Source organism: Photobacterium aquimaris, assembly GCF_002954455.1.
Classification (GTDB): domain Bacteria; phylum Pseudomonadota; class Gammaproteobacteria; order Enterobacterales; family Vibrionaceae; genus Photobacterium; species Photobacterium aquimaris.
In genome coordinates, this window is the sequence record NZ_MSCC01000001.1 from 1,315,744 (window position 1) to 1,328,209 (window position 12,466).

Sequence of the window (12,466 nt, forward strand, 5' to 3'; positions counted from 1 at the left end):
AATATTGCCTATATTTTGAATTAATGTCAATACTAACTATTCTCTCGTAAGTCTTCTTCAAGATCTTTAACTAAATGCCTAACTCTCTTAGAAAAAATCCGATCTACTGTATTATCATCTAAGGTCAATAATATTGCAGGGTCCATAAATTGAGCTAATAGTTTTCTTTTTTCATCAATATTATATCCATCAAAATTAATTATATATTTATGATTTTCTAACTTATTCCTTTTCATTTCCATAAATGTTTTAGAAAACTTCTTCGGTATAAGTACATCAGTCAAGTTGGATTTTTTGATTATATTTAATATTGTATTATCTAGTTTATATAGAACCTTACAATCTTCCATTTGAGAGTAGTAAAATAACCACCCTCTTCTTTTTCCTTCAAATATACATCCAGTAATTCTTAAATTAAGCTTATTGTTAATATATTTTGGCTTTAATTTATTTGTATATTTATATGACGTAACTATATTGGCAATAGATGTTTCAATTTTATTTATTGCTTCTTTTTTGACTGTTAGCTTTCTATTAGTTATTTCATACCCAAGAAAATCTAATGTACCGGTTAATCTTGAATACTTCGTTTTACTACCAATTAAGTTGTAATCATGACATTCAAGATCAATTTTATCAAATAGAACAATAATATCATCTAATGTTTTTTTTGGATTTATCTCATTAGAAAAAATAAGAACATCATCAACATATCTATAATATTTGAAACCCTTATTATTTAACGTAGCATCGACATCTTTTAGATATATTTCTGCTAATATATTCGATATAGATAAACCTTGAGGAACTCCAGAATCAGGTTTATTATTACCAGTCTTATTAGTAATAGCTTTTATTAAAAGGCTTCTTAGTGTTTTCTTTCTTATCTTATTTTTAATCTTAGATAGCAATATGTCATGATTAATACTTGGATAAAAATTTTTTATATCTATCTTAATATAAGACCTGAATCTTTCATTTTTCACTTGCTGAGAAATATCTTCTAACATTAATTGTGGGATTAATGTTTTAGCACATTCAGGATAAAGATCTTTCAATACAAGATGAAGGGCTTTTAATACTATTCGATCTCTGACAGTCGGTATCGATATTACTCTTGGATTTTTTCCTGAACCTTTAGATATTAGTTTTTTCTTTATATCGGCTAAATGTATATGTATTATTATTAATCTTATTTATAATAATATTAACTTCATAATTAATATCAAATTTTATATCTGCTTTTTTACCATCAATCCCTGTTGATGGTGTCATAATAATATATTTATGATATATATCAATCAAACTCTTTTTAGAAAATCTTTTTTTAAATATTTCATAAGCTTTCATTACATACTACCAAAAAAATATAATTAAAAGAGGTAAAAAATATGCTGTTGTAAAAAATAACCATCTAAATATAACTCTAAGAACAATTTCACCCCACTCTATTCCCTTTAACTTTCTATTGCATTCTGCATCAGATTCAAAAGCTATAAAATATTGTAAATCACTATTCTTATGATTTTCAGATGACATTAATAATTTTAAATATTTATCATTTATAATATTCAATTGATATTCTGTTTTACAAATATCAAGATCAAAAGTTAGACCTTGTAATTGAATATAATTATCTTTAAGTTTTTCATATCTATTTTTCATATCTAATTGCGGAACAAAAAGAGATAATGTAAAAACAAATCCTGTTGCAATTGTCATCACGACATCAGCATTATCGCCTAAATAATTGGGTTTAATTAAAAAAATAGATAATGTAAACGTTAAAAATGAATACCATATAAGAATAGAATTAGAGTGAACATGATTTTTAAGAATCCGTTCTGAAGCTCTGATTCTAGATTTTCTGGTAAACCAAATTTGATTACGTAACTTATTTATTGCAGTACTTAGAGCTATATCCATGTAAATCATCCATTGAATGTATTAGCTCTGGTGGGTACATATAACTATGTATAACACGCTAATTAATTATTAATAGCGCCTTGAGGAATCAAACACCAAAGTGTAGAGATTAGATTTGCCCATATATATAATATATGAACCTTAGTTGTAAGAACAACTAAACAGTCATAAATGACCGTCCCACCAGAGCAATCAAATGCTACATGTTACATACATACAAATCAATTCCTTATTCTATGAAAATTCAAATATTATGACAAATCACACGAAAACAAACAATAATAGATCAAATGATTTACAATTAATAATCATAAAAATCACAACCAAACAAGTTAATTATTATTTTTATTCATTTCATTATAAATGATATTTAGTTCATCATGCTGAAGATTGCCCAATTTATAATCTAAAAAATCAGAATAGTCTAACATGATACTTCTCTTCAAGTTTTTAAATAAAATAATAACAAAACCATTACCAATTTTTTCTTTATCTTCAACTGATATATCTTCAGTTAAAGCGCATTGAATAACCCAATTTAAAGTCCCCGAAATATTAAAATTAATACCAAGCCCAATAGGGTTAGGTAATATAGTCAACGTTACTGCATTATCACAACTTAACATTGATGTTAGTAAGTTATCATTGTTATCTTCCATGCTGCGACCAAAATTAACTTTTGGTAATTCACTTCCTTGTCGATACCATAATGCTTTCATTAACTCTTTAGAATATTGAGTAGTTAAAGACTTACTTCCAAGTAAACAATAAGCTACTCCAATTGCTGTTTTAGCTAAAAATCGAAGGTCACAATGAAGATACATTGCTGCGCGCCCTTTCTCTCTATAGCCGCTCTTTGCTTTATCTAAAAAGAATTTAATTCTGAGCTTATCTAATTCATCAGGAGAATAGAATCCAATATCTAATGGATTTGCTCCATCAACAGTTCCACAAATTACTTTCCTCACCTTCTTTCCATCAAAACAATCCCTAAAACTAAACCACGTTAGTGTTGTATCCTTTTGTGAATTTTCTGAAAACATAAAATATGCTCTACTATGTTTACTCTTGGCTGTTCTAGGATTCCCCCCTGAATACCAAAATAAACGCTCATCTTTCGTTCTAATCCAATAAACTCTCTCACCTAAAGGACCTGCCCATAATTCACATACTTCATTATCCGTCATTTCTGGTGGTTGCAATTCAGAAATACCCATACACATAAATGGCAAACCTGATGGTTTCCTTGGATCATAAAAAGCATGTGCCGCCAATTTTAAATAATTATGTACTAAAAAATCTTTTTCAAAACCAGCATCAACAAACAATCCCAAATTACTATTGCACGATCTACAAACATCACGTGTTTTCAAAAAATCAGGAGCAGAAGCTCCCCCAATAAACTGAGGAAGTACATGTTCTAATGTGAACTCATTTTCTGCCTTATCTTCTCGACAATATATGCACGTCCTCATATAACCTCTAAAATAAAAATACATACCTATATGGCATTAGTTAGAAGTTTAATTAAATATACTAAGTAGTTTAATCAACTTTTATCATAACTTAATTCATCTCACAGATTGAATTTAAGCCGACTATATAGAAGTGCATCAAGCAACCTATGGCTTCTATTGCATAATATTATCAGTCAAAAGCATTTTTGTGCATTATTTTAAGCTACAAGTTCACTATTTTCCCTCTCAACCTGCCTTTCCATCGCTATCACTGCCACAGCCCTATTCTCAACTAGCCAAAACACCAACTGACTCAACACCACGTTATAACGCTTAAAACGGCTATAAGTCACAGGTAAAACCTGAGCAAAATACGCAAAGCGAGTTTCTTGCGTCCAGACAATACGACCAGCTTTACAGCATTGGCACTTACAACGATTACGGTTCTTATCCACCACAATCGCACTGCCATTACACTCTGGACACACTTGGCCGTTCTGTTGAGTCGCTTCAGCAATAGCAGTCGCACATAACGCTGCTAACGCCTTTTCAGGGTAAACACCGCGCCAATCTTCCATTAAACGTAATGTTTCACCCCTAGTCGCTATTTGCAGTTGTTTAAGTGCATGGACATCTCTTAGCCCTTCAACAAACAAGACCAACCACCCTACTGGTGATTCATGCCAACATAACCCAACTACCGCCAATTGTTCTTCTGCAGACAATAACGCTTTACCACCACCAGACTGAGGATCGTAATTAATCCCTTTAATCGCAAATTTACTCAACAGGGTTTCGATTCTCATGCTGGTTGTGTTCCTTTGTTAATTCTAAAACTTGACCAATTAAACGTTACCCACTTACCGTCTTCCATAATGCGGTCGACAGCTGCGCGGCCTAAAGTTGTTATAAGTTCATCACTCTGAAGGTTGGTAATCACCCCTGTTGGTTTTTCTAGGGTATAACGTTCATCAATGATGCGGTTTATCATTACTCGCTCGTTATTGCTGTTGTGCTGAACGCCCAATTCATCTATCACCAGCAAATCGACATTACTCAGAAAACGAATCAGTGCTGTTTCACTGGTTGCTGAGTCTTGACGGTAAGTATCACGAAATTTAAGCATCAATTCGGCAACGGTGATCACCACCACTGATCGGCGTTGCTGAAGTGCTTGATTGGCAATCGCACACGCTAAGTGGTTTTTACCTGTACCTGATGTACCCGCAAAGATGAAACCACCACACGCACGATCATTCAGTAAATTATCTACAAACGTTTTTGATTCATTGAACGCATGTTGCTGCCCTGTATTCTGAATCACGAAGTTATCAAAGCTGCAGTGTTGGTGACGCTTCTTGATACCTGAACGCCCTAATGCTTTTGACACTCGTGTTTGTTGGTTTTGCTCATAAAGATTCTTAGCGACCACATCGGCTTCACGCTGACGGATGGCTTGCATTTGCTCGTAAGTGTATGGCTTCACATGGGCTGGCATGGTTTGCGCTAAACGTTGCATGATGTTCATCGATAATCCTCCGGTGGACCATATTTGCCATCACTGGCACCCATTCGTTGTGTGGCTGAGATTTGTTTGTTAGTACGCTCTGCTGCCCACTTGTTGGCATTGCGCATGCCGTTACGCCAAGCAGCTACCCAATCTAAATATTTACAATCACGGGCTTTCATCGCATCCGCCCACTGACACGTTGCCGCTTGTGCATCCAGTGTAAATCCTTGTGCTGAGTACCACTGCTGCATCGACTCGGTGATGGTGAAATCATCTGCCAGTTCGGTTTTCAATTTACGCTGAACACGAACAGGCTTGGTGTTACGTTCCTGTGGTGCTGGTTGTGATTGCTCAGTGATTTGAGAATCTTGATAAGCATCCTCGCAAGGGACTACAGGGTTATTGATCTGTTTTATCGGATCTGTATTGGATCTGTTAATGGATTCGGTAATTTTCCCGTTTCCTAGGTTTCGGTGAGATCCCCGAATGGATTCGGTAATATTCCCGTTTCCATTCGGTAAATTTACCGAATCGGAATGTTGACTAAAAAAGATGATTTCCATTAGCTTTGATTCATTGAATTTGTAGTGCACTGTCGGTACACCATTTGCCTTCTTACGGGCGGTTTCTAGGCAATCATTTAAGCGTGTTTTTAGCTTCTTCAATGCATAGCGAACTTGATCCACAGAGAAGCCTAATTCATCCGCCAATTGCTCATGACGCTTATAGAACCAACCATCTGTTCTAGTGGTACGGCCTGACCAAAACACTAACTGAGAAAGCACTGCAGCTTGGTTTAAATCACCGTTACAAAAACGAATGTAAACACGCGGAATACTGATATTAGCTTCATTACCTGATAGCTCACGTATTGCGTTAAATAACCCTGACATACCGCCCCCGTACCTGTATTGATGTAATGTTGATAGCTTGATAACACTTATTCATGGCTGCCAACCTTGTGGTTTTTAGCGGTCATTAAGGTTTCTAAATACCCCAGTAAAGGTTTATGAGAGCCTTCACTTTCTTGTACTTCACGGTAAGCAGCACGAAGCTGTTCTACGGTGGCGTTATCAGGTAGCAACAATAACGATGACAATGCTTCGGATGATTCTTTGTTAAACATCGCCAGTAGCTGATCACGTTTAGGTGTTTCACTCCCCGTTCCTATTACTGCTACGGAAAACCCAAGTGGATTTAAAAACGCATTGAGCGCATCAGAAGCTCGTTGTTTAGGTAAGGCAACCAAAATAGCCGGTAATAAATCCATCATGGTGGCTTTGGCTTCAATACTGGTTCGTTCTAAATAACGGAAAAAGTTTTGTTGGTTGTTCTTATCATCAGCCCCTACCGGTTTAAGTAATTGCTTGCGTTGTGCATCAACTTCAAACGGTAAATCCATGTTGTGATATTGACGGGCAACTTTTTGAGCAATGAACTCTTTACTGACTTCAGTACGCCATCCCTCAACAGCGTTACGCATAACGCTTTTTAGGCTCTGAATTGACATGCGGGTTTTCCTTAACTGTATAAATAACCAGAAGATGGACAATCATCTATAATCAGATTGTTTCGTTACTATTTTGTTTAGGATTAGGAAATACTTGCTCAAAGGTACAATTTGCACCTAACTCATTGAGTGCATTCACGATCATCCAACAGGTTTTTAAGTTGGGTTTTCTAATTGATGCTTCAAAATTAGAGATTCGAGATGGACCGCTATCTAATTTTCCAGCGAGTTCCGCTTGAGAAATATTAAGCAGTTTCCGTTGCTGTGCGATTTGATTCATTAAAGCTCCTTGGTTACCGTCAAGATACACATTTCGTGAATTATTATCAACTCAAATATCACAAATTGTGTGTTATTTAATTTCACGCTTCGTGATATTTTATGAATATGGATAAAAAGACTGAAGTAGGACTGCGTTTAAAGCAGCTCCGTATAAAACAAGGCATTAGCCAAAAAGACCTAGCCGAACTTTGTGGTTGGGGACCTTCGCGTATCAGTAACTATGAGTCTGGATTAAGAAGTATTAATTTAGATGATGCTGACATGTTGGCTAAACATTTAAGCATTAAGCCCTATCAGATTTTATTTGATGATGATGAGCTAACCAGTTTTGCCAATGTCACCACTATTGATATCCAACCGAACTATCAAAAATCATTCCCTGTTTTAAGTTCAATTCAAGCTGGTGCATGGACAGAAGCGTGTGAGCCTTACTTGAAAGATGAAATAAGCGAATGGTACGGTACGACTGAGCGCACAAGCCCTAATTGTTTCTGGCTTCGTGTTCATGGTGATTCAATGACATCATCAAGTGGTATCAGTTTTCCAGAAGAAACACTGGTTCTTGTTGATGCCGAACGAGAAGCCCAAAATGGTTCATTGGTTGTAGCTAAATTAACTGATGTGAATGAAGCCACGTTCAAAAAATTAGTTATCGATGCAGGCCAACGATTCTTAAAACCGCTAAACCCTCAATACCCGACTTTACCCATTAACGGTAATTGCAAAATTATCGGGGTTGTTATTGATGCCAAACTAAAACTGTTTTGATCAGTAACACATAAACATGAACCGCCTTCCTGGCGGTTTTTTTATGCCTAAATTTTAAATTCACGATTTGTGTTGACATGATAAACACGTGTGTATCTTTATGTTACACAAAACGTGAATTAAATACTTATCATAGCTTCATAATACAAGGATGAATGATCAATGTGTTCTCATTTCGATACTGCTCAAGGGGCAGTAAAACTCATTAAATCACGTAATAGTGATTGGCAAGAATGTTGGGAACTGTTGATCATTCCAAATCCAACAACTGGTTGGGGTGTCTCAAAATCTTATCCACTTGAAACTGACATCACCCAAGAACTTGTCGAGCAATTTGCTCATGAAGCTATTCACTTTCTATAACGTATCTCGGCTTATGACTACTAATGATAAAAAACGTGAACAAGCACGTAAACGCGCCCAACGTTTGAGAGATAACCGCAAAACTAATGGCGTGACCAGTTTCCCTCTCCCATTAAACAATATGGAGATCGAACGGCTCAATGAGATCTGTAAATTCTTCTCTTATCCCAATACAGCTTGTGATAACACTGAAGCATTACAACTAATGATCCATCGTATTCATGGTGAGATGGAACAAATTAAACAATCACTAGGTACTTGCCAGCATTGTGGTGAGTCATTACCGGAAGGATGTGCAAAATTAAAGGCGGGAGGCTTATTTCAAGGTGATGCTCGTTGCTGGCACACCATGAATCGGGTTCGTCTTTCCAATTTTGTTAGTACAACATGCTAATAAGGAATCAAACATGTTCGATTACAACAGCTACCCTACTGTAAACATCTCATATACCACAGAAAACAGCTTAAACGTGACACCGTCACACTATAAAAGTAAACAACAAAAGCAACTACCTGATTCACCGCCACCAGCAAAAACTTATGCTGAACTTAATGAGCAATCAACGCATCTTTTAATTAGTCACATTGAAGTTTTAGAGATGTTTCAAATCACAAGTCGAGCAACCATTTATAAGTGGCGACAAACACGCGGCTTCCCTGAACCAATTACGCTTATGCCCTTACGTTGGTTACGTTCAGCCGTTGAAGAATGGAAAGATAATACTAGCAGGTTTGGAAAGCGATTTTAGAAACAAAGCGATCTTGGTGAGAGATCGCTTTGTTTGTTTTGGTAATAACAGTCAGGGATAAATTATGACTGACTATAACGTTAAAATTTCAGAAAAATCATTAATAATAAAATCTGGTTTAACATTACCGAAGGCTTTTTTTAACTCTTCTTCTCTAAGTACATCTTTTTTAGTCCAGTGAGTAATTTGAACTAAAATTTTCCAACAATCCGGTGAGAAGTTTCTTCCATAATTAGCCCATACAGCAGTCATACCGACTTCTTTTGCCATTGATATATCTTTCGTTAATGAATCACCTACATAAATAGTATCTTCAACGCTAACTCCCTCTTTTAAACAAATATATTTTAATAATTCAGGATTTGGCTTTGAATCTTCCGCTGGTAGTTTGATAATAAAATCATCTTTAACTGAAATTGAACTCGCTTTCTTAGGATTAGGGTGAATACTATTTTTATCTTCAAGTGTATACAAATGATCAAAAAACTCTAAAATATTGAGCTTATCTATACGATATAAGGAATTGAATTCGAGTGCTTCTGTATGCCCTACAATTTTAACTCCATTAGCGCTCAGGATCTCAAGTGTCTTCCTCACATTTGGATAAAGCTTTAATGTTTCCTTCCTTTTAGCACTAAACGCACCAAAAACGGATGTTAGTTCTCTCTGCAAATACTCTTTATCGGCTCTACCAAAATATTTAATTACTGAGGGAAGTTCTAGAGTTGCGAAAGGTTTTTCTGTATTACCAAACCTTTGATGAACTTCCTTATACTCACTAAGTATTACATCTAACGGAACATCTATTTTTTTTGATAAAGCCAGAGCCATAGCTTCAAAAGACTGAGAATAAAACGTCACCCAATCATATAATGTGTTATCAAGATCTGTTATCAATAATTTTTTCATTGTTATTCCAGTTTTAGAGATTCACCACTTCTAACCACTTCGTTATTAACAATATCATAAAACTGTATTTCTATATGTTTATTAGAGAAATCCAATTCAGCTAATTGATTAGTATGGGTTGGCACAATATGTGAATGATGGACACCTGTACTACCTAAACCTACAATCCACACCGACTTTGTGATGTTATTTTTAATATCAAAATCACTCAGCTTCATAGCACTTCGTTGATGCGTATGACCATGCAAGATCACATCAACATCATGCTTATAACACCATTTTAAAGTTGCTTGAGAATCATAAACATAACTACCTGGAGATGAACCTATATAAGGGATATTACTATATTCAACTGGTAATAAGTTATGGTGCAATACAACGATCCTTAAAGCCCCATAGCCTTTAGAAGTAGTCCATCCCATTTCATGGGCAGCATCCGATCGTTGATCCTCTCCAATAAATCCATTTCCTTGAAATAAATATTTATATTGCTGCATTCGATTTGAATTAAGTAGGCATATTTCAACAGCCCTTTGATTATTTATTAGAAACTTTTTTCCCATAGACAAGAATTCATTAGGCTTAGCTGATGTCACGGTAACAAAATGTTGCTCATAAGCATCTTTAGCTACTTCTGTAGTTTCTAACGACTGCAAGCTACTAATTTCATCTTTCGTTAAATTATCTCTACCTTCTAATCCACCTTCCTTTGTGATTTTCTCTCCTCGTTGTAATAAATGTAATTTTTCTAAAGCTTCTTTTTGTTCACCAGTTAATGTACCTTGATAGGATAAATCATGGTTACCAGGACAAAAACAAATTTTACTTAGATCCAATTGTGTATTAGAACTCAAATCAGTATAAAATTTAACAGTTTGATCAAACTCATCTTTAGATGCACTCCATGTCATATCACCAGATACAATTAACGCATTCAACGTATATTTAAATTCTTTTTCTATGATTGAATACAAACTTGAATTTAGAAGCTGATTATTAAACCCATGTTGGTTTGCACCTTCAGAAAAATGTAAATCACTAACCCAATGGATTTTTGAGTCATTTACTTTTACATAATTATTTGGAAAGACTGTAGGAATAACAGCATTACTATTATATAAAAGGATCTCATGTTCTGAGTGTCCATTTTCAAAATGTTTAAAAAACCAAATAGTTCGATCTTGATGTCTAAGTTCATCTAGACTGATAACTTTTTTATTAAAAAAAGTCTTGAAATGTGTTTTTTTCCAAAAATAGCCCATGATTATTATCATCATAACTATATTTTTGAAGAGTGTTAGAAACTTCTGATTCTTTAACCTCAATAATAGAACCAAGTTTAAACCAAGCTTTAAATTTCTGTTGATGATAATATTCAGGCGCACAAGCAAAATTATCAGGGCAATCCATTCCTGATGGTGAATTATCAAATTTCAATTCTGATAAAACAGCTTTATACAGTTTAGATTGACCACTATCAAAAAGAAAAATCTCTTTTGTTAAAGGAGCTAATTCTAACTGATAGTCTAGAAAAATTGATGGACATTTCTCCCCAGCTTTTGACCACCATCCCCAATAAACATAACCATCCTTTTCAATTATGTCTTGATGTAATTTAATTGTATCTCCTGGTTGAGTCACTAAATCTCGGAATCGAAGCACCAACATCTTTTTTATTCCTTTTTATTCTAACTGGCGAAAATATTTACTCATATACTTGATATTGATTATTTAGTCTTAAATATCAAAGTATTTTCTATCTACCATAAATCATTAATCTATAACAATATATATATATCATTCAAAAAAGTTAATAAGCTAGATGACTCTACTTCAAATAACTATCCAGCTTCTCCGCATACAGCTCGTACCCTTCTAGCTGGTCTTTCAACCAATCATGTTTGTTATAAACTGCTAATACCCCACCAAGCTCATGGCCAAGCATCTTCTCTACTACATGCGGCATTACACCAAGCTCTGATGCACCGGTGGATAGCGAACGTCTAAAATCATGGGTACGCCAATCTTCAATGGGTAAACCATCTCTAATACGGCGGATATAACGGTTAGCCGCTGAAATCGTTATCGGCTTATCAAGATCACCACCAGGGAAAAGCACATCATCATAAGTAGCCATTACTCGCTCTAATATCGCCCTTGCTTTCGTTGGAATTGGGCGTCTTATTGGCGTATTGGTTTTACTAAGCTCTTTCGGTACCGTCCATATACCCGCTTCCATATCAAAGTGGCTACGACGCGCAAGGCGCAACTCTGAAAGACGACTACCCCACAACATGGTTAGTTGATGCAACGCTTTATTAGATGAACTGGCGCGGCTGCGTTCGATGGCTAACCAAATCATACTGAGTTCTGAAAACGTTGGTACTCGGGTTCCTACTTCTGGTGCTTTACCTACGTGTTGTCTTTTAATACGGTCTAAGTCCGTTTTTTCAATAATGAACTTACTCTTACAGAAATTTAAACAGGCTCTTAGCTTGGTGAATAGTGAATTAGCGGTTTTGGGTTTATCAAGGCTAATCGTATCTAGCCATTGCATCCACTCTCTGGCTGGTATCGTTTCAACATTACGTTCAGGGAATGCACCAATAAGATAATTTTTAGCAAACGAGCGATAAAGAGCCTGAGTACCCGCTTTTAATTGAGGGACATAATGTTTAAGCCAGTACGCGACACAATCATCTAAAGTGATAAATTCAAGCTCGCCCGTTAAAGCAATGTTGGGATTTCGACCAGATTCTCTCAATTCCATCATTAATTTATGCTTTCGCCTTGCCTCTTTAAGGCTAGTTACGGGATACTTACCTATACGAATTCTTAGGCTTTTTTTATTAAAGCGGCAACGGTAATCAAAATAGATTTTAGCTTGGGGTGTTATGCGGACAACGAGCCCTTCACCATCACTAATTTCAGCTTTACCGTCATAAGTGTCTTGCTTTGATATAAGATTAAGTTGTCGGTCTGTCAGGCTCAT

General features: G+C 35.4%; 17 protein-coding genes. 4 read left to right on the top strand and 13 right to left on the bottom strand.

What is annotated here, in order from left to right; all coding sequences use genetic code 11:
- Positions 1 to 32: 32 nt before the first annotated feature.
- The 9 genes from BTN98_RS05830 to BTN98_RS05870 form a co-directional block, all read right to left on the bottom strand.
- Positions 33 to 1,196 (bottom strand): reverse transcriptase domain-containing protein, encoded by a 1,164-nt coding sequence (locus BTN98_RS05830; protein WP_105029962.1) that lies wholly within the window; start codon positions 1,194 to 1,196, stop codon positions 33 to 35.
- Positions 1,138 to 1,350: a hypothetical protein gene (locus BTN98_RS05835; RefSeq protein WP_105029963.1), complete on the bottom strand. Its 213-nt coding sequence runs from the start codon at positions 1,348 to 1,350 to the stop codon at positions 1,138 to 1,140. The genes BTN98_RS05830 and BTN98_RS05835 overlap by 59 nt, the downstream gene beginning before the upstream one ends.
- A 6-nt stretch (positions 1,351 to 1,356) precedes the next feature.
- Positions 1,357 to 1,926, bottom strand: a complete 570-nt coding sequence (locus tag BTN98_RS05840) for an SLATT domain-containing protein (protein ID WP_105029964.1) — start codon at positions 1,924 to 1,926, stop codon at positions 1,357 to 1,359.
- Between the two features lie 332 nt (positions 1,927 to 2,258).
- The gene (locus tag BTN98_RS05845) at positions 2,259 to 3,401 is read right to left on the bottom strand and encodes an HNH endonuclease (RefSeq protein WP_060999119.1); all 1,143 of its coding nucleotides are present in this window, start codon (positions 3,399 to 3,401) and stop codon (positions 2,259 to 2,261) included.
- A 200-nt stretch (positions 3,402 to 3,601) separates the two neighbouring features.
- Positions 3,602 to 4,189, bottom strand: coding sequence for a hypothetical protein (locus tag BTN98_RS05850; RefSeq protein ID WP_060999121.1), 588 nt, complete (start codon positions 4,187 to 4,189; stop codon positions 3,602 to 3,604).
- Positions 4,186 to 4,911, bottom strand: coding sequence for an ATP-binding protein (locus tag BTN98_RS05855; protein ID WP_060999123.1), 726 nt, complete (start codon positions 4,909 to 4,911; stop codon positions 4,186 to 4,188). Before BTN98_RS05855 ends, BTN98_RS05850 begins: the two co-directional genes overlap by 4 nt.
- A complete protein-coding gene (locus BTN98_RS05860) occupies positions 4,908 to 5,786 on the bottom strand; it encodes a hypothetical protein (RefSeq protein ID WP_060999125.1) in 879 nt (292 codons plus the stop codon). Before BTN98_RS05860 ends, BTN98_RS05855 begins: the two co-directional genes overlap by 4 nt.
- Positions 5,787 to 5,833: 47 nt before the next feature.
- Positions 5,834 to 6,403 (bottom strand): toxin YdaT family protein, encoded by a 570-nt coding sequence (locus tag BTN98_RS05865; protein WP_060999128.1) that lies wholly within the window; start codon positions 6,401 to 6,403, stop codon positions 5,834 to 5,836.
- A 52-nt stretch (positions 6,404 to 6,455) separates the two neighbouring features.
- The gene (locus BTN98_RS05870) at positions 6,456 to 6,683 is read right to left on the bottom strand and encodes a helix-turn-helix domain-containing protein (protein ID WP_060999130.1); all 228 of its coding nucleotides are present in this window, start codon (positions 6,681 to 6,683) and stop codon (positions 6,456 to 6,458) included.
- A 101-nt stretch (positions 6,684 to 6,784) separates the two neighbouring features.
- Between BTN98_RS05870 and BTN98_RS05875 the strand changes: the two genes are divergently transcribed.
- The 4 genes from BTN98_RS05875 to BTN98_RS05890 all read left to right on the top strand — a co-directional run bounded on the left by BTN98_RS05875 (position 6,785) and on the right by BTN98_RS05890 (position 8,565).
- Complete coding sequence (locus BTN98_RS05875) at positions 6,785 to 7,453, top strand: LexA family protein (RefSeq protein ID WP_060999132.1); 669 nt, start codon at positions 6,785 to 6,787, stop codon at positions 7,451 to 7,453.
- 162 nt (positions 7,454 to 7,615) lie between these two features.
- Entirely contained in the window at positions 7,616 to 7,816 is a 201-nt protein-coding gene (locus BTN98_RS05880) for a hypothetical protein (RefSeq protein ID WP_060999134.1), read from the top strand.
- A gap of 13 nt (positions 7,817 to 7,829) precedes the next feature.
- A complete protein-coding gene (locus BTN98_RS05885) occupies positions 7,830 to 8,210 on the top strand; it encodes a hypothetical protein (protein WP_060999138.1) in 381 nt (126 codons plus the stop codon).
- Between the two features lie 13 nt (positions 8,211 to 8,223).
- Positions 8,224 to 8,565: a helix-turn-helix transcriptional regulator gene (locus BTN98_RS05890; RefSeq protein ID WP_060999139.1), complete on the top strand. Its 342-nt coding sequence runs from the start codon at positions 8,224 to 8,226 to the stop codon at positions 8,563 to 8,565.
- Between the two features lie 72 nt (positions 8,566 to 8,637).
- Here BTN98_RS05890 and BTN98_RS05895 read toward each other — a convergent pair whose 3' ends face one another.
- From BTN98_RS05895 to BTN98_RS05910, 4 genes are all read right to left on the bottom strand, one after another.
- A complete protein-coding gene (locus tag BTN98_RS05895) occupies positions 8,638 to 9,474 on the bottom strand; it encodes an HAD family hydrolase (RefSeq protein WP_060999141.1) in 837 nt (278 codons plus the stop codon).
- Between the two features lie 2 nt (positions 9,475 to 9,476).
- On the bottom strand, positions 9,477 to 10,736 hold the full coding sequence (locus BTN98_RS05900) for a metallophosphoesterase family protein (protein ID WP_167390199.1): 1,260 nt from the start codon (positions 10,734 to 10,736) through the stop codon (positions 9,477 to 9,479).
- Positions 10,693 to 11,142 carry a hypothetical protein gene (locus BTN98_RS05905; protein ID WP_105029966.1) on the bottom strand — a complete coding sequence of 150 codons (450 nt, stop codon included), beginning with the start codon at positions 11,140 to 11,142 and terminating at the stop codon, positions 10,693 to 10,695. Before BTN98_RS05905 ends, BTN98_RS05900 begins: the two co-directional genes overlap by 44 nt.
- Before the next feature lie 160 nt (positions 11,143 to 11,302).
- Complete coding sequence (locus tag BTN98_RS05910; protein ID WP_060999145.1) at positions 11,303 to 12,466, bottom strand: tyrosine-type recombinase/integrase; 1,164 nt, start codon at positions 12,464 to 12,466, stop codon at positions 11,303 to 11,305.